Source organism: Nitratiruptor sp. YY09-18 (assembly GCF_016593235.1).
In the GTDB taxonomy this organism is placed as follows: domain Bacteria; phylum Campylobacterota; class Campylobacteria; order Campylobacterales; family Nitratiruptoraceae; genus Nitratiruptor.
This window is the reverse complement of sequence record NZ_AP023065.1, coordinates 719,258-742,300: the sequence shown is the minus strand read 5'-3', so window position 1 is coordinate 742,300 and position 23,043 is coordinate 719,258. Positions and strand designations below refer to the sequence as shown.

The 23,043-nt window shown below is 39.3% G+C and carries 24 protein-coding genes; 16 read left to right on the top strand and 8 right to left on the bottom strand.

The genetic code is table 11. From position 1 onward, the window contains the following. The first annotated feature begins 51 nt into the window (after positions 1–51). Complete coding sequence (locus JG734_RS04125; RefSeq protein ID WP_201333765.1) at positions 52–819, top strand: energy transducer TonB; 768 nt, start codon at positions 52–54, stop codon at positions 817–819. On the opposite strand, the gene JG734_RS04120 is transcribed toward JG734_RS04125, so the two are convergent. From JG734_RS04120 to JG734_RS04095, 6 genes are read right to left on the bottom strand one after another with little or no spacing between them, the layout of a single operon-like run. After that, positions 809–2,758, bottom strand: coding sequence for a bifunctional diguanylate cyclase/phosphodiesterase (locus tag JG734_RS04120; RefSeq protein WP_201333764.1), 1,950 nt, complete (start codon positions 2,756–2,758; stop codon positions 809–811). The genes JG734_RS04125 and JG734_RS04120 overlap by 11 nt on opposite strands. Further along, positions 2,755–3,303: a hypothetical protein gene (locus JG734_RS04115; RefSeq protein WP_201333763.1), complete on the bottom strand. Its 549-nt coding sequence runs from the start codon at positions 3,301–3,303 to the stop codon at positions 2,755–2,757. The genes JG734_RS04120 and JG734_RS04115 overlap by 4 nt, the downstream gene beginning before the upstream one ends. Continuing rightward, positions 3,300–5,318: a TonB-dependent siderophore receptor gene (locus tag JG734_RS04110; protein WP_201333762.1), complete on the bottom strand. Its 2,019-nt coding sequence runs from the start codon at positions 5,316–5,318 to the stop codon at positions 3,300–3,302. Before JG734_RS04110 ends, JG734_RS04115 begins: the two co-directional genes overlap by 4 nt. Then, positions 5,303–5,914 carry a GNAT family N-acyltransferase gene (locus JG734_RS04105; RefSeq protein ID WP_201333761.1) on the bottom strand — a complete coding sequence of 204 codons (612 nt, stop codon included), beginning with the start codon at positions 5,912–5,914 and terminating at the stop codon, positions 5,303–5,305. The genes JG734_RS04110 and JG734_RS04105 overlap by 16 nt, the downstream gene beginning before the upstream one ends. Then, on the bottom strand, positions 5,911–6,846 hold the full coding sequence (locus JG734_RS04100; RefSeq protein WP_201333911.1) for a CoA ester lyase: 936 nt from the start codon (positions 6,844–6,846) through the stop codon (positions 5,911–5,913). Before JG734_RS04100 ends, JG734_RS04105 begins: the two co-directional genes overlap by 4 nt. Next, complete coding sequence (locus JG734_RS04095; RefSeq protein WP_201333760.1) at positions 6,846–7,178, bottom strand: cytochrome c; 333 nt, start codon at positions 7,176–7,178, stop codon at positions 6,846–6,848. Before JG734_RS04095 ends, JG734_RS04100 begins: the two co-directional genes overlap by 1 nt. A 78-nt stretch (positions 7,179–7,256) precedes the next feature. Here JG734_RS04095 and folD point away from each other — a divergent pair, with 78 nt between their 5' ends. The 9 genes from folD to ychF all read left to right on the top strand — a co-directional run bounded on the left by folD (position 7,257) and on the right by ychF (position 15,344). Beyond that, positions 7,257–8,108 carry a bifunctional methylenetetrahydrofolate dehydrogenase/methenyltetrahydrofolate cyclohydrolase FolD gene (folD, locus tag JG734_RS04090; protein WP_201333759.1) on the top strand — a complete coding sequence of 284 codons (852 nt, stop codon included), beginning with the start codon at positions 7,257–7,259 and terminating at the stop codon, positions 8,106–8,108. Then, positions 8,105–8,881, top strand: coding sequence for a signal peptidase I (gene lepB / locus JG734_RS04085; RefSeq protein WP_201333758.1), 777 nt, complete (start codon positions 8,105–8,107; stop codon positions 8,879–8,881). The genes folD and lepB overlap by 4 nt, the downstream gene beginning before the upstream one ends. After that, positions 8,868–9,563 carry a site-2 protease family protein gene (locus JG734_RS04080; protein ID WP_201333757.1) on the top strand — a complete coding sequence of 232 codons (696 nt, stop codon included), beginning with the start codon at positions 8,868–8,870 and terminating at the stop codon, positions 9,561–9,563. The genes lepB and JG734_RS04080 overlap by 14 nt, the downstream gene beginning before the upstream one ends. A gap of 2 nt (positions 9,564–9,565) precedes the next feature. Beyond that, positions 9,566–10,006, top strand: coding sequence for a ribose 5-phosphate isomerase B (gene rpiB, locus JG734_RS04075; protein ID WP_201333756.1), 441 nt, complete (start codon positions 9,566–9,568; stop codon positions 10,004–10,006). 88 nt (positions 10,007–10,094) lie between these two features. Then, positions 10,095–10,631 (top strand): adenine phosphoribosyltransferase, encoded by a 537-nt coding sequence (locus tag JG734_RS04070; protein WP_201333755.1) that lies wholly within the window; start codon positions 10,095–10,097, stop codon positions 10,629–10,631. Further along, complete coding sequence (gene trpB / locus JG734_RS04065) at positions 10,631–11,830, top strand: tryptophan synthase subunit beta (protein WP_201333754.1); 1,200 nt, start codon at positions 10,631–10,633, stop codon at positions 11,828–11,830. The genes JG734_RS04070 and trpB overlap by 1 nt, the downstream gene beginning before the upstream one ends. A gap of 7 nt (positions 11,831–11,837) precedes the next feature. Further along, positions 11,838–12,533 carry a DedA family protein gene (locus JG734_RS04060; protein WP_201333753.1) on the top strand — a complete coding sequence of 232 codons (696 nt, stop codon included), beginning with the start codon at positions 11,838–11,840 and terminating at the stop codon, positions 12,531–12,533. Then, positions 12,530–13,996 (top strand): leucyl aminopeptidase, encoded by a 1,467-nt coding sequence (locus tag JG734_RS04055; protein WP_201333752.1) that lies wholly within the window; start codon positions 12,530–12,532, stop codon positions 13,994–13,996. Before JG734_RS04060 ends, JG734_RS04055 begins: the two co-directional genes overlap by 4 nt. A gap of 250 nt (positions 13,997–14,246) precedes the next feature. Then, entirely contained in the window at positions 14,247–15,344 is a 1,098-nt protein-coding gene (gene ychF, locus JG734_RS04050; protein WP_201333751.1) for a redox-regulated ATPase YchF, read from the top strand. On the opposite strand, the gene trmA is transcribed toward ychF, so the two are convergent. Further along, a complete protein-coding gene (gene trmA, locus JG734_RS04045) occupies positions 15,334–16,416 on the bottom strand; it encodes a tRNA (uridine(54)-C5)-methyltransferase TrmA (RefSeq protein WP_201333750.1) in 1,083 nt (360 codons plus the stop codon). The genes ychF and trmA overlap by 11 nt on opposite strands. Before the next feature lie 56 nt (positions 16,417–16,472). Between trmA and glmU the strand changes: the two genes are divergently transcribed. The 6 genes from glmU to truA are packed head-to-tail and all read left to right on the top strand — an operon-like array spanning position 16,473 to position 22,235. Next, the gene (gene glmU, locus JG734_RS04040) at positions 16,473–17,774 is read left to right on the top strand and encodes a bifunctional UDP-N-acetylglucosamine diphosphorylase/glucosamine-1-phosphate N-acetyltransferase GlmU (protein WP_201333749.1); all 1,302 of its coding nucleotides are present in this window, start codon (positions 16,473–16,475) and stop codon (positions 17,772–17,774) included. After that, positions 17,764–19,023 carry a bifunctional phosphopantothenoylcysteine decarboxylase/phosphopantothenate--cysteine ligase CoaBC gene (gene coaBC, locus JG734_RS04035; protein WP_201333748.1) on the top strand — a complete coding sequence of 420 codons (1,260 nt, stop codon included), beginning with the start codon at positions 17,764–17,766 and terminating at the stop codon, positions 19,021–19,023. The genes glmU and coaBC overlap by 11 nt, the downstream gene beginning before the upstream one ends. Then, positions 19,016–19,693 carry a di-trans,poly-cis-decaprenylcistransferase gene (locus JG734_RS04030; protein ID WP_201333747.1) on the top strand — a complete coding sequence of 226 codons (678 nt, stop codon included), beginning with the start codon at positions 19,016–19,018 and terminating at the stop codon, positions 19,691–19,693. The genes coaBC and JG734_RS04030 overlap by 8 nt, the downstream gene beginning before the upstream one ends. Continuing rightward, positions 19,683–20,516: an A24 family peptidase gene (locus JG734_RS04025; RefSeq protein WP_236587023.1), complete on the top strand. Its 834-nt coding sequence runs from the start codon at positions 19,683–19,685 to the stop codon at positions 20,514–20,516. The genes JG734_RS04030 and JG734_RS04025 overlap by 11 nt, the downstream gene beginning before the upstream one ends. Continuing rightward, positions 20,500–21,513: an LptF/LptG family permease gene (locus JG734_RS04020; protein WP_201333746.1), complete on the top strand. Its 1,014-nt coding sequence runs from the start codon at positions 20,500–20,502 to the stop codon at positions 21,511–21,513. Before JG734_RS04025 ends, JG734_RS04020 begins: the two co-directional genes overlap by 17 nt. Further along, entirely contained in the window at positions 21,513–22,235 is a 723-nt protein-coding gene (gene truA / locus JG734_RS04015; RefSeq protein WP_201333745.1) for a tRNA pseudouridine(38-40) synthase TruA, read from the top strand. Before JG734_RS04020 ends, truA begins: the two co-directional genes overlap by 1 nt. Here truA and amrB read toward each other — a convergent pair. Continuing rightward, on the bottom strand, positions 22,232–23,026 hold the full coding sequence (amrB, locus tag JG734_RS04010; RefSeq protein WP_201333744.1) for an AmmeMemoRadiSam system protein B: 795 nt from the start codon (positions 23,024–23,026) through the stop codon (positions 22,232–22,234). The two genes, truA and amrB, sit on opposite strands and share 4 nt — an antisense overlap. Positions 23,027–23,043 lie beyond the last annotated feature (17 nt).

Sequence of the window (23,043 nt, the reverse complement as noted above, 5' to 3'; positions counted from 1 at the left end):
TTTTTGCCTTTTTTATTTTGATTTTACACCATTATTCATTATAATCACTTTATGCATAGATTAGTCATCTCATTTTTTATTACTCTCGTTCTCTATATTCTCCTCTTTTTGGCAATTTCACTCGATTTACATCCAAAACAAGAATATAGAAAACTTCCAGAACGCCATCCACTCTCACTAGGCTCAGTACGCCTGCTCAAACCCCAGCCTCCAGCTATGAAAAAATCGTTAATTAAAGAGAAAAAGGCTACAAAAAAACAGCAAATTGCACAACCGCAAAAGGTTGTCAAGATAGCAAAAAGAGGCGTAAATAAAAGAGCCAAAAAGAGAGTGCGGATTTTAAAAAAGAGAAGCATTAAAAAAAAGAGAGTGGCCAAAAAAAGAGCTTCAAAATCTTCACACGAAGCCTTACCAAGTCTAAGTCAAATTTTTGCAAAAAAATCGCACCCTCAAAAGAAGATAGCTATTCCCAAAAATATCTCTCGTCTTTATAAAGATAAGTTTGAGACCTTTACAAAGACCCAGCGCGAATTCATTAAAGACAATCTCGATAAAATCGGTCTCATTACACAAAAGTATCTCTATCTTAGAGGCTACCCCTACATTGCAGCAAAAACAAAGCAAGAGGGCACAAATATAGTAGAGTTTTATCTCCATCCAAATGGGGATATTACAGATTTACATATTATACAATCGAGCGGATTTGAAGTGCTTGATGAAAACTCCCTAGAAACTATCAAAACTGCCTACAAAGACTACCCTCTTCCATCACAAACTACCCTCATTCGCATAAAAGTGCGCTACTCTATCATATACTGATACACTCTTTTGGCACGAACTGCTTCGGAGGTGAAAAGTAGTAGCCTTGTGCAAAATCGACACCTAACTCTTTGACTTTATTGTAAATCTCTTCGCTACTTACAAATTCTGATACTGTTTTGATATGTTTCTTCTTGGCAAAGTCTACAATAGTCGAGACAATAAGCTCTGCATCTTTGTTAGTAGTGATATTTTTAATCAATGAGCCATCGATTTTGATGTAATCTATGGGAAGCTTGAGAATATGCTCAAAATTAGAGTAGCCTGTGCCAAAATCATCAATTGCCACCTGGCATCCAAGCTCTTTCATCTCATGGAGAAACACGTGGATTACATCATAGTTCTCAATTCCTTCAGATTCTACTATCTCTAAAATGAGACGATCTTTGACACTATATTTTTTCAAGGCGTTTTTGAGAATTTGAACAATATCGGTATTGAGAATATCTAGGATAGAGAGATTGATAGAGAAACTGCATCTTGAATTTTCAAAATACTCACAACTCTTTTCGATCATAATTTCAGTAAGCTTATAGTAGTAGCGGCTCTTTTTGGCAATATCCAAAAAGTGCACTGGTGAGACCATAGATCCATCATCATCAATGATGCGCATGAGACACTCATACCCTTTAGGCCTTTTTGTATCGACATGGACAATTGGCTGAAAAAATGGCACAACACGCTCAAGTTCAATCGATTTTTTGAGTTTCTTGATCCACTCGATGTTGTTTTTGTACTGCTGCTCTACCTCTTTATCTTCATCATAGTAGATCTCATAGAGTTTACGCTTTTGCCTTGCTTTTTTCAGTGCAATATCTGCTTTTTCGAGCGCTCCCTCTTTTTGAAGTGCTGCTCCCATAGTTACATGGAGTGCTAGCTCTTTATCTCCATGGAAAAAAATCATCTGCTCTAGTTTTTCGGCAAAAATATTTAAAAAATGCTCTATATCACTCTTGCTCATCTTTCCGCTAAAGAGAAGTGCAAACTCATCTCCTGAGAGTCTATAAAATTTTGGGTTGCCGCTTTTAAAGAGTTTGTGAATTTTTTGAGCAAAATCTTTGAGGATCTTGTCACCGATTTCATGACCAAAAAAGTCGTTGATCTCCTTAAAATTATCGATATTGAGTACTACAAGGCCGATCTCATCAAATTTTTCGATATCATCACTGAGCTTAAATCTATTGGGAAGGCCAGTAAGGCTATCGATATAGAGCCTATTTTTAAGCTCCTGGGTCTTTTCTTTGACTTTTTGCTCCAAGAGTGCATTGACATTCTCTTGGTTTCTAGCATACTCGACGATACGCTCTTGCATAGTTTCAAGAGCTGAGGCAATTGCGCCAATCTCATCATCTCTATCTTTGAGATTGAACTTAAAGAGCTTTTTGGGAGAATAGTGAAGCAACTCATTTGTAATACGTCTGAGAGGATTGAGAAGTCTATCAATATAGATACCAAAAAGCACCATCACCAATATAATACCTATGAGAAACTGCCACAAGAGCTTGGAGTATTTATCCATAAGGGTGTTAAAATGCTCATAGGAGTAAATTACATGCATACGTCCAAGAGAATTCTCTGCATTTGGCTCTTTTATTTCTCGTGTAAAAATGAAATAGTTTTGCGATCCAATTTTTCGCTTGATACTGCTTGAGACCACTTTGCCATGATTGATGATCGTAATTCCAAGGATATTCTTGTTGGTTTTGAGGATATTTGTAATGATATCTTTGACTTTATTATCAAAGCCAAGATAGAGATTCATAGCTACACTAGGTAAGATAGTATCGATAATGACCTGGGCTTTTTCTTCTTCCATTTTCTTAAAAGCGTTTTTCCCCGCCTCTTCAAAAGCATAGAAGATAGATATAATGAGAGCTATAGAGAGAATGGAGAGATAGAAGAGTATACGCTTAGAAAGAGAAGAGCTTATTTTTTTCATGGTGCAACTATTTTGGAGTTTTCAAAAAGAGCTGTAATAAAATCAAAATCGTTTTGCTGTAAAACTTTTTTATTTATATATATTGTTACACTCCGCTCGATGGCAATCGCAAAGAGATATCCATAGAGAAGATCCTTTTTATCGTAAACAAACGAGTAAACATTGTGTTTAGCTATTTTCATAGCCAACTCCTTGGCCTTGGCTTCATCAATTTTCAAGAGATAGATTGCATCTACATACTCATACAATCTCTTATCGGCTAAAGCCTCATTAACTTTTAGCAGATGCACCTGGAGGGGATACCCATGAATAGCATCAAATTTTTGACTAATAGCAGATTGTAATTTTTGTGCAACAAGCTCGTCTATGGAAGCATAAATGATGTAAAAATCGATCTTTTCATCTTTGATATTTTTTCCGAGATTTTTATCAAAGGCGAGGAGTTTGGGATAGATTGAAATTTGGGTATGAAGCAAGAAGTCATTGTATTCATATGCTCTAAGTTCCAAAAAAATAACTATCAAAACCAAAATCAGCCGTATCAAAACGTACCCCTCAACACTATCATGAATGTGCGCCCATCAGTGATAGGATAATCTTTTTCATATGTATATGGTTTGGATGGGAAGCGCATATCGTTATCAAAAATATTTTTCACTACAAATGAGAATTCTAAGTTTTGATCATATTTGTAGCGCATAGCAATATCTGTATCAATATAATCATTAAGTTTTGGACGATTGTCGTAATATACTCTCCTCTTTGCTCCAATGTATCTACTCATAATACTCATATCCAGATGCACATCTATATTTTTGAGCAGATAAATCTTTGCCATATGGTTTGCTACGTTATCTATTGGATGCGAATGATCATCTTTTCCATATACATATGAGTAGTTTGCATAGAGCTGCAAAGAGTTGGTTATATTCTTACGCAGTTCAAGCTCTAATCCATAGATACTGTTCTTACAGCTATTGTGAAACTCTCTTTGTGGATTAATATTTGAAATGACATCACTATTTTTAAGATAGAAGATTGTTCCTTGAAAGAAGTCGTCAGTACTTAGCTTTTTAATATAGTTGATCTCAAATGCTGTCACACGCTCTGGATCAAGGTTAGGATTGCCCACGCGAGTAGTATTGTTGATGGTAAACATCTCTTGCCAGGATGGATCACGATTGGATCTGCTTGCTAAGAATTTGAGAATATTTTCATCATCAATCCAATAGACCACACAGAGCCTTGGATTGACTACATCGTATTTGCCAATGATCTTTTCATAGTTTATTCCTGTATAGAGACTCCACTGAGAATCTATCATAAAATCAGCACTAAGATAGTATATTTGTCTCACTCTCTTAGCATGAGGATTGAGAAATGGCCGGATTACAGAGTAGTCGACTACTGCACCAGATCCATCGAGGCTGTTCGTGATAGTTTTGACTTTGTAGGTCTTCTCTTTTGTGAGAAGTAAACCACTTTTGAGGGTCATACGAGAAGATGGAATATAAGCATATTCTACTTTTGCATAGTCTGTACGCTGTTTTGCTTCATAAAGACCATGAAAACCATCAGCAAAGACAACTTCTTGTCCACCTACATGATATGTAAAGCCTGGAGGTGCTACATCGAGATCATTTTTGAAACTATCATACTTGCGACCTATTTGCAAAGCGAGATTATATTTTCCAAGAGATTTTTTGTAGTTGATTTCACCAATGAGTGAAGGAGTATAGATAAAATCGTCCCTTTGGGGAAGCATAAAGCTTAGTCCATACGCTGCACCTTTTTTATGACGGTTAGTACGTAGTTTGAAATGGATCTCTTTATAATCTCCATAAAGTGCAAATGAGTAGTTATCGAGCCATAGTGGAACTTTGCCACTTTTAGCTAAAGCAATATTATCCGCTCCCCATACTCCTGTAGCCAAAGAGTCTGGACCAGCCTTGAGGGCTTTATGATCTTTTTGCCAATACCCTTCAGTATAGAGATGAAAATCATCAATCTTCCACTTTTTATAAAAGCCGATGGAACGATAACGAAAGGAGCCCCTCTTGGCAAAAACCTTACCACCATCATCATCTTCTGCATAAGTTATTACATAGATTGAACCAGCATATGCATTGTAGCCTTCTGCTTTGCTGCCAGGACCCCTGATCACCTCTATACGTTTAATAAGCTCTATTGGCATATCCAAAAATGTGCTGTAGCTATCAAACATTACATCATTGACTAATACACCATCTATGAAGAGCTTTGATTGCCCATACGCAAAGGGATTAGACCCTCTAAAAATTGCAGTTTTTATATCAAGATTATCCCCATAGATATCAAGCCCTGGCACAAGCCACAGAGCCTGCATGAGATTTTGGGCTCCAACCTTCTCAAGATCCTTTCCTTTGTAGACTGAGATGATGTGTGGTTGATAAAACTCGGTCTCTTTGGTCTCTTTAGCAAGATTTGAAAATGTTTGCAACTCGTCAAAAAGACTCTGTGTATGATCAGCTCCAAAGAGAGTACATGTAGCTAATAAACTTACTACTAAACGCCTAACCATAGTTTCTTCTTTTCGTAATATTGAATAATATTTGGGTTGTCGCGTCCAAGGCGCTCTCTGCTCAGCAAACAAGGAATTCTTGGAGATCCATACCCCTTTTGCTCTGGACCAATTGCATCAAAGTGGACTCTATACATACGCAGCAATCTTTTAAAGCGTCTCTCTATTGCACTGTATGCATATTCCAAATCAAATCTTTTCATAGTAAAGTATGTATGCTGTTTGATAAACCCATTTATAATGATTTTAGTATCGTGCATATTACGGTAATTTTTAGCTATGAAGAGCCTCGAGATTTCACTCAATTTATCTCGCTTGAGCTCTAGAAGCTTTTGAATTGATGGATCTATTTGCATATAGCGTTCAGTAGGATACGCAAAGGGACAGTGATGGATAATACGTGTGGTAGCTACGATATTGCACTCTTCATCCAAAGCTACAAAATGTGTCGAGTAGTCATCCCACTCATCACGCTCCTTTTTGCCTTCATACTCATTGGGATCAAAAAAACCGAGCTCATCTACCACTACTTCATAGCGAAAACGAAATATCTCTTCTAAAAACCCTTCATCCAAAACTTCAAAAAATCTAATCATAGCTCTCCCTTAGACTTGAGGATATTGAGAGCATCTTTATAGATTGGCTCATCGATAAATCCATACTTCTCATCCATAAAACCCGTGATTCCCTGCTTTTGCATAGCTTCAAAGCGTTTCTTGATATAGCGTGCCCTCTGGATATCCACAGTTTTAAAGATTCTTAGAGCCACTTCAGCCTGCTTTGGTCCCAACACTCCCTTGGCACGATACCCCATGGCATACTCATACTCACACCACTGGGTAAACTCTTCAATATTTTTATAGTCTTGATACACAAATGAGACCGGTTTTATGCCATTGGCAAGGGATTGAAGCAAAAAGATTGATAGAATATGATCAATTGTGGGGTTACTGAGCTTGAGCACATTTTGCGGTATGCCCATATCTGCAAGCAGATCCAAAATTCCTAGATAGAAGCATTCTGCCTTGCTTGTGGCTAATGTTTGAAGATTTACAAAAGCCTCTTTCGTCTCAATTGAAGCATGCAAGCTTATTGCATCATCTATAAGCTCTCTTGCTCTTTGCAAATCCTCTTTTGATCTTACTTTTGGTACGCGTATAGCGTGGGGGAAAAAACGATTGAGAAGTGCTATCTCCTCTTCTCCACCCTCATCCAGTGGATTAATTCGCACAATCGTATAGGGAGCATTTTGAGGTAAATGCTGCAAAAAGTAGCATGCAGCAAGAAGGGCTATACGCTTTTTTTGTGGGGCGACTCCATCTTCGAGGTTGATGATTGCCGCATCACTGGGAAACTCATCGAGGTGATTGAGATGCTTTGCATTGAGCGCTGAGACCATCATAGGAGCACAAAAATTCTCTTTTCTTTGTCTTGGAGAGGCGTGGGAGAGAGCTTTTATGAAAAAGTTCTCATTATCTTGATCAATTGCCTCTTGCACTATTTCGATAAATTTTTCGTCAAATAGCATCACTTTGCTCTTTTTTTGAGATAGTAATAGAGTATCTTTATCTCATACTTTGTCAAAAAATAATGCGGCATGAGCTTGTGTTTTGAAGCGGTGAGCGCTTCTTGGAATTTTTTATATGAGAGTTTCGTAATATCAGGGGCTCGCAGTACTACTGTCGTATTGCTATCTTTTTTAAACTTTCCAATTACCATGCCTCTCCCTTCAATGCCGTGACACTTGTGACAGCCAATTCCTCTGGGATTTTGATAGAGCATTTTTGCATACTCATCTTTTGTTATGAATGAATCAGCAAGCAAAAAAAGAGGAAATAGTAGGAAAAATATCCGTAACATCAAGCACCTTAAACCAAATCAAAATTTGTTTTTGATATCATAGCAAAAATATTTTAGAAGCTACCTAAAAGAGGCGAAATGAAGATACTTGACGGTAAAAAACTCTCTCAAAAGATAAAAGAGCAAATCAAAGCAGAAGTTGAGGATCTTAAACAGCATCACGGAATTACACCTGGACTTGCAGTTATCCTCGTAGGTGATGATCCAGCGAGCCACACATATGTGAAAATGAAAGCAAAAGCTTGCAAAGAGGTGGGATTTTACTCCATAGTGCATGAAATGCCTGATGATATATCCCAAGAAAAAATCGAAGATACTATTAAGATGATGAATAAAAATCCCAATATAGACGGGATTTTGGTACAGCTTCCATTGCCGCCACATATCGATACTACTCGCATACTCGAGCTTATCGATCCAGCTAAAGATGTGGATGGTTTTCACCCATACAATTTTGGCCGTCTCATGCAAGGGCTTGAGACATTTGCTCCGTGCACGCCACTTGGAGTGATGGAGCTGCTCAAAGAGTATAGCATTAATCCTCAAGGTCTTGATGTGTGTGTTGTAGGTGCGAGTAACATTGTCGGCAAACCAATGGCTGCACTTTTACTCAATGCAAATGCCACAGTAGATATTTGCCATATTTACACAAAAGATCTACAATCACATACCAAAAGAGCAGATATGGTGGTTGTAGGAGTAGGTAAACCCTCTCTCATAACTGCTGATATGGTCAAAGATGGAGTCATTATCATCGATATCGGCATTAACCGCCTTGATGATGGAAGACTTGTGGGTGATGTGGATTTTGAAGAGGTAAGTAAAAAGGCTTCCTATATTACTCCCGTTCCTGGTGGCGTGGGACCTATGACTATTGCGATGCTCTTGCAAAACACTCTCAAAGCTGCCAAAAAAAGGATTACTGATTGAAAGATAGGCTGATCAAATTTTACCACTGGTCCAATACCTGGACCGGAACGATTGTCATTGTTTTGCTTGTGATATTTTTTGTAGCACAAGCTTTTGTTATCCCAAGTGGTAGTATGAAAAACACACTTCTCATAGGTGATCATCTCTTTGTGAAAAAATTTGCGTACGGAGTCCCAACCCCCCATATTCCATGGCTTGAAATTCCGGTCCTTCCAGATCCAGATGGCGATGGCCACCTCATACGAGGAGAAGGCCCAAAAAGAGGAGATATTGTTATATTTCGCTATCCCGTAAATCCCAAAATCCACTATGTCAAGCGCTGTGTAGCAGTGGATGGAGATATGCTTTTTGTGCACAACAAGGACCTCTATCTCCACCCTCATGAAGGGAATGAATATGTACGAAAACACTATCCGAAGGATAGTATTATAGAGATTGAAGGGTATTTATGGGTCAAAAACCCCTACATGAAAGATCATCCTGGTATTCATCATGACCCTAAAATTATCAATGATGGACGCTTTCCGCAGCAAATTTTCAACTTCCCTCCTATCAAAGTACCTAAGGGACAATACTTTATGATGGGAGATAATCGCGACCACTCTAATGATAGCCGTTTTTGGGGTCCGGTACCCTATAAACTCGTCGTTGGCAAGCCATGGTTCATCTACTGGAGCTGGGATGAAAACTATATACCAAGATGGGATCGCGTAGGAAAAACTGTCCACCAAATAGAAGAAGAGATGAAAGAAGCAAGACGTGGAGACCGTTAAAATTCTCAATATCATCGCCATGGTACTCTCACTTATAGTCTCTGTGGTAGGCCATGAGATAATGCATGGTTTCGTAGCCTACAAGCTTGGCGACCAGACCGCCAAACTCGCTGGCCGCCTCTCCATCAATCCCATAAAACATATCGATCCAGTTGGGACTATTATCGTCCCGGCAGCCCTCTATCTCCTCAACGCTGGATTTATATTTGGATGGGCAAAGCCGGTGCCTGTGAATATGGCAGTAGTTTTGCGCAATGGCGGTGAACTTGGTGCAATAGCAGTGAGTTTAGCTGGCGTTACCTATAACTTTATCCTAGCAATTGTTAGCGCTTTGATTCTCACATTCCTTGGGACACCTGATTCACTTGTAGGAATGTTTTTCTTCCTCTTTCTAGCCCAAAGTGTCCTTATCAATGTAGTTCTTGGAGTATTTAATCTCTGGCCGATACCTCCACTTGATGGTGCAAATGCTGTGATGTATCTGGCTCGTATGCTGCGCTTCACTCCCATTGTACGCCTCTATGAGTATCTCTTCCCCTATGGAATGGTTATTCTCATACTCATTTTGGCAACACCTGCAAGTAGCATATTCTTTTTGCCGGTATACTATATTTTGATTTTGCTCTCAATGATGACAGGAATCGATTTTATACAACTCATTAACCAACTAGAAAGGATATAGCCATGAAAAAGGTTTATATTGGCAGCGACCATGCTGGCTTTGCAATCAAAGGCTTTGTCAAAGAGCTCTTTGAAAAGAGAGGATTTAGCGTAGAAGATCTCGGTACATATAGTAGCGATCGCGTAGATTATCCTGACTATGCAGCAAAAGTAGCACGTGCAGTAGCTGCTGATCCAAATAGCCAAGGGGTACTTATTTGTGGTACTGGTATTGGCATGAGTATTGCTGCAAACAAGATCAAAGGTATACGCGCTGCAGAAGTGCATGACTACTACACCGCCCAGATGGCACGAGCACACAATGATGCAAACGTACTTTGTTTTGGCGAAAGAGTTGTAGGACCAGGAGTTGTAGAGTCGATTGTAGAAGCATGGTGTACGACAGAATTTGAAGGTGGACGTCACGAAAAGAGAGTCAAAAAGATAATGGCATTGGAAGAGTAATGAGTATAGAAGTAGTTGGCTATCTCTTTTTTGCACTGCTAATGGTGATATTAATTGGTATAAAAATAATACTCTTTGGAGGAAAGAAATGATAGATAGAGACTACCTCCTTTCTACCATCCGTGATGTACCCGACTTTCCAAAACCTGGAATCGTTTTCAAAGATATAACGACTCTCCTTAATAATGCAAAAGCTTTCACCATGCTCATGGAGCACCTGCAAAAGCGTTATAAAGAGTACAACCTTGACTTCATCGCTGGAATTGAGAGTCGTGGTTTTATCTTTGGAGCAGCACTTGCTACACGCCTCGAAGTCGGCTTTGTTCCAGTGCGGAAAAAGGGCAAATTGCCCTATACTACTGTGAGTGAAAAGTATGCGCTTGAATATGGAGTGGATGAGATAGAGATACATATCGATGCTTTTAGAGACAAAAAAGATGCTCGCGTACTCCTCATAGATGACCTTATAGCTACAGGAGGCACAGCACAAGCCGCTGCAAAACTCATCAAAAAAGTTGGTGCAAATCTTGTGGAAGCTTGCTTTATAATTAATTTGAAATTTCTACATGGAGATGAAAAACTTAAACAACATACAAACTTTTACAGTATATTGGAGATAGAATAATGTATATACCAAAGCCAAGCAAATATGACCCAGATCAATTTGGACATTTTGGCATCCATGGTGGACGCTTTGTGCCTGAAACATTAATGCCTATACTTCTTGAATTAGACAAAGAGTACCAAAAAATTCGCCATGATGAAGATTTTTGGAAAGAGGCCCGTTACTATTTAGAAAATTACGTCGGTCGTCCAAGCCCTCTATATTATGCACAAAATATCTCCAAAGAGCTTGGAGCGACTATTTATCTTAAAAGAGAAGATCTCAATCACACAGGTGCCCATAAAATTAACAATACCATTTTGCAAGGTTTACTTGCAAAGCGTCTGGGTAAAAAGAAGGTGATTGCTGAGACAGGAGCAGGTCAGCATGGAGTTGCTACTGCAACCATGGCTGCTCTTTTTGGTCTGGAATGTGAAATATTTATGGGTGAAAAGGATGTCAAACGCCAAGAGCTCAATGTCTTTCGTATGAAACTCTTAGGAGCAAAAGTGTATGCAGTCAAAAACGGCTCTCGTACACTCAAAGATGCCATGAATGAAGCGATTCGCCATTGGGTTACCCATGCAAGAGATACCTTCTATGTCATCGGTACAGTTGCAGGACCACACCCCTACCCCATGATGGTAAGGGATTTTCAAGGAATTATTGGTTATGAAGCAAAAGCACAGATTCTTGCGAGTGAAAAGCGTCTTCCAGATTATGTAATCGCATGTATCGGTGGTGGAAGCAACGCTATGGGAATATTTAACGCCTTTTTGGAAGATGAGGAGGTACAATGTATCGGCATCGAAGCCGGTGGACTGGGGCTTGATACCAATAAGCATGGGGCAAGTCTTGCTAAAGGAAGTCCTGGGGTACTCCATGGACAGATGAGTTATGTTTTACAAGATGAAGAGGGACAGATCCAAGAGGCTCACTCAATCAGTGCCGGACTTGACTATCCTGGAATTGGTCCAGAGCATAGCTTTTTAAAAGATGAGGGAGTTGTACGCTATGATGCAATCACAGACCAAGAAGCACTTGATGCATTTGTATGGCTGAGTCAAAAAGAGGGAATTATTCCTGCATTTGAGAGCTCCCATGCAGTAGCATATCTGAAAAAAATGCAAGATATCAAGAACAAACTTATCATTGTCAATCTCAGTGGTCGGGGCGACAAAGATATGGTACAGGCCAAATCTTTGCTCCATTTCGATTGAGGTAGAAATGCGTAACTTTTTCAATAAAAACAAAGACTGGCTCATACAACTTCTTTTAGCAGGAGTTTTTCTTTTTGTAGCCTATCTTGGCTATCAACTCTACCATGCACCAGGAGCCAATCTAGAAGAGAAGTTTATTTATCTACTCAAAGAGTATGGATATATCATCCTTTTTGTTTGGAGTATTATGGAGGGTGAGACAGGTCTTGTCATGGCAGGAGTACTCAGCCATACGGGTGACATGAATCTGTGGATCTCTATTTTTGTGGCAGGCCTTGGCGGGTTTGTGGGTGATCAGATCTACTTTTATATTGGTAGATTTAACAAACACTATATCCATAGTCTCATGAAAAAACAGCGCAGAAAATTTGCACTTGCACACTTGCTTCTCAAAAAGTATGGGTGGCCTGTCATCTTTATCCAACGCTACCTCTACGGTATGCGTACAATCATTCCTATGGCAATTGGTCTTACACGCTATAGCGCCAAAAAGTTTGCTCTTATTAATTTCATCAGTGCAATGGTTTGGGCTGCTATGACAATCATTCCAGCCTATATCTTTGGTGAAGAGATTTTGGCAATTGTACACTGGGCTAAACATCACTGGTACTATGCATTACCACTCGCTATAATTATAGCAGGAGGTATCTACTACTACTTGCATGTTGTCACAGAAAAAAAACTTATAAGGGGGAGAAAATGAAAGTAGAGATACAAGATAAGAAATTACATGATATTAAGGCTGATATTGAGATAATCTTTGTTATTGATAAAAATCTTGATCATAAATGGGTCAAAGATAAGGAAGCTTTAGAAAAAATAGGCTTTAAAGGTGAAGTAGAAGAGGTGGCATTTTTGCCAGAAAAGGGTCGTATCTATGTTGGTACAAAGCTCGATCACGATGAGATTCGCATAGCCGTAAGCAAAGCTGTCAAAACACTCAAAGGCAAAGAGTTTAAAAGTGCTAAAGCTGGAGTCTATATCCAAAACTGTCCTATTACAAATATCAAAGCTTTTGTAGAGGGGGCAATTTTGGGTGATTACAGCTTTGATAGATATAAAAGCAAAAAAGAAGATAAAGGTCTCAAAGAGATAATCTTGGCAAATGAAGAGTATGCTGATAAACCATTTACTCTTGAAAATGCAAAAAAGAGCATAAAAGAGGCTACAATTGTGGCTGAAACTACAAATATCGTACGCGATATTGTCAATACTCCACCAAACGAGATCTATCCAAAAACCTTTGCAAAACTCGCAAAAGATTTAGCAAAAAAAGAAGATCTCGAAATTGAAGTTTTAGATGAAAAAGATTTAGAAGAAGAGAAGATGGGAGCTTTTTTGGCAGTTGCACGTGCAAGTGTCCACTCACCTCGCCTCGTCCACATTACGTACAAACCAAAAAATGCAAAAGCAAAAGTAGCACTCGTAGGGAAAGGTCTTACATATGATAGCGGAGGTCTGAGTCTCAAACCAAGCGATTATATGGTAACAATGAAATCTGATAAGAGTGGAGCAAGCGCAGCTCTTGGAATAGTTTTAGCTGCTAAAAAGCTTGGGATTCCAGTAGAAATCCATGCAATTTTGGGGCTTGCAGAAAATATGATCGGCGGTAATGCTTATAAACCTGATGATGTGCTCACAGCAAAAAATGGCAAAACCATTGAGGTGCGCAATACAGATGCAGAGGGACGATTGGTTTTAGCAGATTGCCTATGTTATGCACAGGAAAAAACTGATCCAGATTACATCATCGACATAGCCACTCTTACAGGTGCATGTGTAGTGGCACTTGGTGAATATACAACAGGAGTTATGGGTGAGAACAATGAGCTCAAAAAGAGTATGCTCAAAGCAGCAGATGCGAGTGGTGAGCTAGCAGGAGAGCTTCCATTTAATCGCTATTTGCCAAAACTCCTCAAATCAAATATCGCTGACATTTGCAATATAAGTTCTTCTCGCTATGGTGGAGCTATTACAGCAGCACTTTTCTTACGTGAATTCATCGAAGAAGATAAAAGAGACAAGTGGCTCCATCTTGATATTGCAGGTCCAGCTTTTGTAGAAAAAGAGTGGGGATACAATCCTCATGGAGCAAGTGGAGCTGGTGTGCGCATGGTTATCAAATGGCTACAAAAAGAGTTTGTTTATAATAAAAAACACCCATAACATTTTGCTAGCTCTCTTTTGAGAGCTAGCAAAACTGATACTAACTAATTAGACTCAACAAGAGTGTAAATTTTTTAACGCTACAAAAAAAGCTAAATACAAACAGCTTCGCTGCCCCACGGGTTAAGTGCGCTTTTTCTTTGCTAAAATTTTCAATTGTTTCGCTCTATTTAGCTAGTACCACAAAACTTCTACCGCTCAATAATTCCAAGAGTATGCTATAATCGCAAAAAATTTTTGAAGGAAAAGAATGGGACTTAGTGTCGGACTTGTAGGTCTGCCAAATGTTGGAAAATCGACTACTTTTAATGCTTTGACAAAAGCGCAGAATGCAGAAGCACAAAACTATCCTTTTTGCACAATTGAGCCAAATAAAGCTGTAGTACCTGTACCAGACCAAAGGTTAGAGGAGTTAGCAAAAATTGTCAATCCCCAGCGCATACAACACTCTACAATCGATTTTGTAGATATTGCAGGACTTGTCAAAGGTGCTAGCAAAGGAGAAGGACTTGGGAATCAGTTTTTAAGTAATATCCGTGAAACCGATATGATCCTCCATATGGTACGCTGCTTTGAAGATGGTAACATTACTCACGTAGAAGGGGATGTCAATCCAATTAGAGATATTGAAATAATTGAAACTGAGCTCATTTTTGCAGATCTCCAGCAACTTGAAAAGAAGATTGAAAGACTCCAAAAGCAAGCAAAAGCAGATAAAAAAATTGTGCCACTCTTAGAGATAGCAAAAGAGCTGCAAAAACATCTTGAAGAGTTGCAGCCAGTGCGTACATTTGCAAATAAAAACGAAGCATTTGAAACACTCAATAAAGAGCTACGATTCCTCAGTGCAAAGCCAGTCATATTTGGTGCGAATGTGGATGAAGAGGGAATGGTTGAAGATAATGAGTATGTAAAGCAAGTAAAAGAGTATGCAGTTAAAACTGGTGCAGATGTTATCAAACTTTGTGCAAAACTTGAAGAGGAGCTTGTAGGCTTAAGTGATGAAGAGGCTAAAGAGCTTTTAAATGAGATGGGAGTGCAAGAAAGCGGTCTTGATAAGATTATTCGCACAGCTTTTAATCGCTTGGGACTCATAAGCTACTTTACTGCTGGCGTCAAAGAGGTACGAAGCTGGACAATTAAAAAGGGTTGGACTGCTCCTCAGGCTGCAGGAGTAATTCATGGCGATTTTGAAAAGGGTTTCATCCGCGCAGAAGTTATCAGCTATGAAGATTTTATCAAATATGGCGGCGAGCAGGGAGCTAAAGAGGCTGGAAAAATGCGCCTTGAAGGAAAAGATTACATCGTCCAAGATGGCGATGTAATGCATTTTCGCTTTAACGTCTAACGAGTTTTACCCCACACTCCATATGGGGTGTGTAGGGAAACTGATCAAAAAGAGCTAGTTCTCTTATTTCATGGCTCTTTTGTAACTCTTCTAAATCTCTATAGAGTGTTTGTGGATTACATGAAATATATACAATCTCCTCAAAATCTCTTATAAGAGCCCTTGTAGCATCATCAAGTCCGCAGCGAGGAGGATCTACAAAGACTGTTTGAAAATCGTAACTTGCAAGGTCTAAATGAGCCAGTCTACGAAAAGTACGCTCTGCTCTTAGCGCTTGACTCACCTCTTCGCTTGAGAGCCTGACAAACGCAATATTTTCTACACTGTTGAGCGCGCAGTTCTCTTTTGCTGCCTTGATACTCGTTTTACTCACTTCTGTAGCCAAAATTTTGCGAAACTTGCTAGCAAGTGGTATTGTAAAATTACCTGCCCCACAATAGAGCTCTAAGAGATCTCTTTTTTTATTTCCAGCCATTTCTAAAACCCATGCAATCATCTGTTGATTCATATAAGGATTAGGTTGTGTGAAACTTCCTTCATAATGGTGATAGAGATATTTTTTGTTATTAATGCGCAACTCTTCAGTTATATACTCTTTGCCAATAATACGTTTAACTCCCCTGCTTCGTCCTACAATATTTATTTGAAACTTTTGTGCTATTTTTTTTGCTTCTTCTTCCCAATCCTCATCAATTGGTCTATGATAGACAAGTGTTACTAATATTTCACCGCTTAATCCACTCAAAAAATCGACACGATAGAGTTTATGCATAAGGCTATGATTTTGCTTAAGAGATATAAGTAGTTGTGGCATGAGTGTAAAGATCGGTTTTAACACTATCGGGCACTCTTTAATTTCTATAAGTCCATCACTATCTACTCTATGCATTGCATAGCTACCATCAACAATGCGAAATTCAGCACGTGCGCGAAAATGCTCAGGAGGCGAAGCAAAAACTCTTGGCTCTATGCCAAAAAGCTTGATAAACTGCTCTCTTTTGAGTAGTAACTGCTCTTCATAATCTGGATAGATTTTACAGCTTCCACACTTTCCAAAATATTCACATTTCATCGATTTATTAGCCTTTTTGCGATAATATTAGCAAAATTATATCTTAAAGGGTTTTTATGTCACTTAGTATCGTTATCCTGGCCGCTGGGCAAGGTACGAGAATGAAGAGTAATCTTCCTAAAGTTTTACATAAAATTAGTGGCCGCCCAATGATATGGCATATTATCAAAGAAGCCAAAAAGATAAGTAATGATATCACTGTTGTTTTATATCACAAAGCAGATATTATTCAAGAGTATCTAGAAAAAGAGTTCGAAAATCTCCATTTTGTTTTGCAAGATCATGCAAACTATCCAGGAACTGGCGGGGCATTGCGAGGTATAAGTTTTAATGGTGACAAAGTCCTCGTGCTCAATGGTGATATGCCTCTTGTACAAGCAAGTGAATTGGAAAAATTCACTCGAAGCAGTGCTGATATTGTCATGAGCGTAATTGAGCTTGAAGATCCAAGCGGTTATGGAAGAGTTAAAATCTGCGATGGAAGCGTCCAAGAGATCATTGAGCAAAAGGATGCAAACGAAGAGGAGCTTGTTATATGCACTGTTAATGCAGGTGTCTATCTTTTTAAAAAAGAAATCTTAGAAAAATACCTCCCAAAACTCTCCAATGATAATGCACAAAAAGAGTACTACCTCACAGATATCATAGCTCTGGCAAGAGCTGATGGCCTTACAATTGAGCCTCTCTTTGTGAGTGAAGAGAATTTCAAAGGAGTTAACTCCAAAGTAGACTTGGCTCATGCCGAAGAGATTATGCAAGATCGCATCAAAAAGCGCTGGATGCAAGAGGGAGTCATTTTTCGCTTGCCACAAACAACTTTTGTAGAGATTGATGTAGCATTTGAAGGTGAGTGTGAAGTGGAAAACGGCTGCGTGTTACGTGGAAAAACTCATATCAAAGAGTCACACATCAAAGCACACTCAGTTATTGAAGAGAGCCAAATCTCATATAGTACAATTGGACCTCTAGCGCGTATTCGCCCTGGAAGCGTTATTAAAGATACCCATATTGGCAACTTTGTCGAAGTCAAAAAAAGCCACCTCAAAGGTGTCAAAGCTGGGCACTTGAGCTATCTTGGTGACAGCGAGATAGATGAAGGCACCAATATAGGAGCTGGAACAATTACGTGCAACTATGATGGTAAAGCAAAATATAAAACCAAAATTGGCAAGAATGTTTTTGTAGGCAGTGACACGCAGCTTGTTGCTCCTGTAGTGATAGAGGATGATGTCATTATTGCTGCTGGTACTACTGTGACAAAAGATGTGCCAAGAGGAAGCCTCGCCATCAGCCGTACACCACTAAAAATCGTTAAAGATTTCTACTACAAATTTTTTGGGAAAAAAGATGCTCAGTAATAAAAAGATCCTCCTTGGAGTCACAGGCTCTATATCGATATATAAAGCTGTTGAGCTTTTGCGCCTCTTTGTTAAAGCCGGAGCAGAAGTGAAGGTAGTGATGACTCCAAGTGCTAAAAAATTCATCTCTCCTCTTACATTTGAAGCGGCTGGAAGCCAGAAAGTACTGTGTGAAGAGAGCGAAGATTGGACAAACCGCAATAACCATATCCATGTAACACAAGATTATGATATTTTCGTCATAGCTCCAGCTACTGCAAATACTATCAATAAACTCTCTAACGGTATTGCAGACAATCTCCTGACACAAACTGCACTTGCATTTGATAAAACAAAAATTTTGGCTCCCGCTATGAATACCAATATGTATAAAAACCGCTTTACTGAAGCTAGCTTTAAGCTCTTGCGCCTCAACGGATATAAAATCGTAGAGCCCGTAACCAAAGAGCTTGCCTGCGGTACAATGGGACTTGGCGCATTGGCTCCTGTTGAAGATATTTTCTTTGCAACTGCAAAAGAACTCCTAACAGATAGTTTCTGGCAAGATCGCTACGCAATTATCACAGGTGGTGGTACGATTGAGCGCATCGATGATGTACGTTTTATCTCCAACTTTTCAAGTGGTAAGCAAGCATGTGCTCTCGCAACTGCTCTGTATCTCAAAGGAGCTCAAGTAGAGCTTATCACTACGAAGCCTTGTCAAAATCTTCCTCAAGGTGTAGAGCTTTATGAAGTTGAAAGCGCCGAAGAGATGTATGAGTTTTTGCAAGAGCGTCTAAAAGTAGCAAAGCGAGGCATCGTCAAAAAGCCAGATCTCATCAATGATCTCACCCAGCCCGAACTCATTCAAAAAACCCCCTACCTTTTCATGGCTGCAGCAGTGAGCGACTATAAACCGAAATATCCTCAAAGGGGCAAACTCAAAAAAGAGCAGATTGGAGAAGAATGGTGTTTAGAATTAGTAAAGAATATCGATATTCTCTCTTCAATTGACAAAGAAGGAATCAAAACAATTGGCTTTAAAGCAGAAATGGATGAAGAGAGTGCTTTAGAGAGTGCTCAAAAAATGCTTCAAGCTAAAAACATCGATGCGGTCTGTCTCAATCTTGTCAAAGGTGTTACAAAATTTGGTAGTGATAAAAATCAGATAGTCTATATTACTAAAGAGAAAATAATCAAAAGTCCTCTCAAAGACAAACTTGAACTTGGCCTTGATATTGCTGAAATCGTAAAGGATCTCGATGAATAGAGCGCGCCATATAGCAATCATCATGGATGGAAACGGACGCTGGGCGCAGCAAAAAGGTTTAAAACGTATAAAAGGGCACGAGAAAGGCGCAGAGGTAGTGCGAGAAATCACCACATACTGCGCTAACCATCCAGAAATAGAGATACTCACTCTCTATGCTTTTAGTACAGAAAATTGGAAACGCCCAAAAATGGAAGTGGAGTTTTTGATGAAGCTCTTAGATAACTGGCTGCAAAAAGAGCTTCCAACATACCAAAGGGAAAATGTCCGCTTCGAAGTCATAGGTGATATAAGTAAATTTTCTCCCAAACTGCAAGAGCGCATCACTTACACAAAAGAGCAAACAAAAAACAACACCAAACTTACACAAGTTTTGGCACTCAACTATGGTGGGCGAGATGAGATAATTCGTGCATGCAAAAAAGCTTGTGCAAGTGGCAAAGAAGTAAGTGAAGAGAATTTTGAGGAGTTTTTTGATGCAAAACTTGGTGATGTAGATATGCTTATTCGTACAGGCGGAGAGAAACGCATCTCTAACTTTTTGCTTTGGCGCATTGCTTATGCAGAACTCTTTTTTACTGATACCTATTGGCCAGATTTTACCGCTAAGGAACTAGAAAATCTTATCGACCAGTTCAAAAGACGTCAAAGGCGTTTCGGTGGAATATGAAAATTTTTTCACTGTAATATTTGCAACTCTCTTTGGACTTATTTTTGGCTCATTTTTGAATGTTGTCATTTTACGCATACCTCAGGGAATGAGTATAGCTTTTCCAGCAAGTCACTGTCCAAAATGCAAAAACAGGCTCAAGTGGTGGCACAATATCCCAGTACTCTCTTGGATTCTCCTTGGAGGCAAATGCACATATTGTAAAAGTTCTATATCTATTCAGTATCCTTTCATAGAGCTAGCAACAGCATTTATTTTTGCTATCGTCTTTTTCAAAGAGGGAGCTTCGCTCTATGCTGCAGATATAGCGATCACTTTTTCACTCCTTTTAGCTCTGAGTATCATCGATCTACGCTTCAAAGCAGTTCCTGATAGCATCAATCTCTTAGCAGCACTTCTAGCTATCTTTAGTTCACCTGATACTCTTACCAATCTCAAAAATGCACTCTTGGTAGCTGGTGCGATGAGTATGTTGCGCTTTTTTGTTAGTTACTATGTGACAAAAAAAGAGATGGTGCTCTTAGAAAAATTCAAAAAAGAGCGACCTTGGATTGGAGTCTACTATCCAAAATTTTTGATGATTGAGGCTATGGGAGAAGGTGATATTATTGTAGGTTTTACAATGGGTGCTCTTCTTGGGATCAAGCTCATTTTTGTAGCACTCTTTCTTGCTGCTCTGATTGCCTTGCCAGTTTCACTCTACTATCGCTATCGCTATAAAGACTACGCCCTTCCATTTATTCCATTTTTGACTCTTGGAACTTTTCTTACCTATATTTTTGCTGACTCTCTAGGAGCCTACCTCGATGCGCTTACTCTCTAAATATCTCTACAACCACTTTACCGACTCTTTCTGGTCCTTTTTCACACCCCTTTTTGGTATAGCCTCTTTGATATTTTTTATCAAGATCGTCTCTTATACATCTATTATCAAACTCGATATTTTCGATCTTGTACGGCTCTATATCTATATCTTGCCCCAAATTCTTTTTTTTAGTATTCCCGTTGTCTTTTTTGCTGCAGCTGTTGCGATGCTCAAAAAGCTCTCGTTTGAGTATGAGAGTATTGCACTCTTTTCAGTCGCAATCTCACCCCATACAATCACGAATACACTACTTAAAGTCGCTTTTTGGACATCAGTGCTCCTTGCAACTATTTCACTGCTCATTATTCCGCAGGCAAAGCAGATGTATAAGGGATTTATCTACCTCAAAGAAGCACGTGCACAGCTCAATCTCAAACCGAGTGAGCTCGGTCATAAATTTGGCGACTGGTACATCTATGTCGGAGCAAAAAAGAAAAATAGCTACAAAGATGTTTCGCTCTATCACAAAACAGACAAAGAGGAACACTTTATTGTTGCAAAATCGGCAAAAATTGTTCATTCGAGTGATAGTTTCGCACTTGAGCTTTTTGATGGTAATACATATACTCTAGATAATAACAAACTCAAACAGATCACTTTTGATACAATGACTATCTATGATAACTCCAAAAAGAGATATCTCATCTATGCTGATCCATTTTCTTACTGGGCTATTGCTGCAAAAAATCATCAAAGAGCCTTTGATTTGACACTCTTTTTGCTCATCTCTCTCTTTCCTCTAGCTGCAATTTACATAGCTGCGATTTTGGGTATTTACAATCCAAGATTTGAAGTAAAAGGGAGCTTTTTTTATGCTCTTTTTGCTCTGCTTTTATACTTTAGCTTGAGTTTTGTGCTCGCCAAAAAGTTTACTATCCTAGCTCTCATCTTCTTTCCACTCTGGCTTCTTGGCTCCTTTTTGCTTTTTAATAAAGTCATTGCGAAGAGGTACTGATGCGTATCAAGGCAGTTCTTGCATATGATGGAAGTAGATTCAATGGATTTCAGATCCAAAATCATACCAAAAACACAGTGATGTATACAATTACTAAAGCTTTGCATAATCTAGGAGTTGAGAGTAAGGTGGTAGGAAGTGGCCGCACCGATAGTGGAGTTCACGCTACAGCGCAGGTCATCCACTTTGATCTACCTCCATATTGGCAAGATCTGCAAAAGTTTGCTACTGCTTTTGATAAAAATTTGGCTCCCTATGTGAGGCTCAGGAATATAGAGAGAGTTAGCGAGAATTTTCACGCACGCTATAGCGCAAAACGTAGGGCTTATCGCTATCTCATCTCACGTAAACCTCTCTCACCTTTTATGGCTGCATATGCATTTCACGCCAATTACGACAAAAATCTCGTAGATGAAGCTTTAAAGCTTTTTATTGGCCGCCACGATTTTGTCTACTTTATGAAAACAGGAAGCGATACGAAGAGCAGTGTGCGTACTCTTTTCAAAGCCAAACGCTACGAATACAGAGATTTTGATGTGCTCTACTTTGAAGGAGATGGATTTTTGCGAGGGCAGATTCGCCTCATTGTCGATGCACTTTTAAAGATGGGACAAAAGAGAATGACACTCTCCCAGTTACAAGCTCAAATCGAGGCAAAGGAGCGATCTAGCACTACGCTTGCTCCACCAAATGGACTCTATCTATGTCGCATTATCTACTAGATAAATGCTGCACTCATATATCCTACTACTTGTGATTCATCTCCACTTGCATCTGCACTTGTACGATAATCAAGAATACGAGGTTTAAGTCCAAGTTCCTTTGCAGCTATTACAATAGCTTCTACTCCAATTTTTCCACACGCTTCACATCCATTGTGAAGTTCTTGTATATCCAGATCATGCACACCTTTAAGACAATGCATATCAAGCTGCTCTGCAGTCTTGAGTGGATAGTAATGGCTCAGATCTGTGCTAATAACTATCGCATTGCTCGGATCTGCAAGGATTGCTTCACACATTTTTGCTAGATATACAGGGTCTTGGTCTCCATAGACGATCTCTACGACTTCTGCTTGAGGATTATAGTGTTTGATAAAAGGCATCTGAGTCTCTGTGGAGTGCTCTTGATGGGCTTGTGGAACGAAAGCGATATCAAAGCGTGAAGCTAAATGCTCAAGATATACTTTGTCAATCTCCAAATCCCCGCAAGGCGTTTGGAATCTATCATAAAAACTTCCGCTCATACCTTGCAAGTAGATTCTGTGGCTAGGCCCAATAACCACAATGCGTTCTGGCTTGGCATTACCGAGGACTCTGTGTGCTATATTTGCTGTAAAACCGCTATAGACATATCCTGCATGTGGCGAGATGATTGCTCTTGGCATAATTTGTAATGCATCAGAATCTTTGAGAGCCTTATTTAATATAGAATTAAATTGTGCTATCATTGTCTCAATTTGCCCACACTCAGATGGATAAAACATCCCCGCAACTGCTGCTTCTCGTACCATTTAATCCCCTTTTTAAC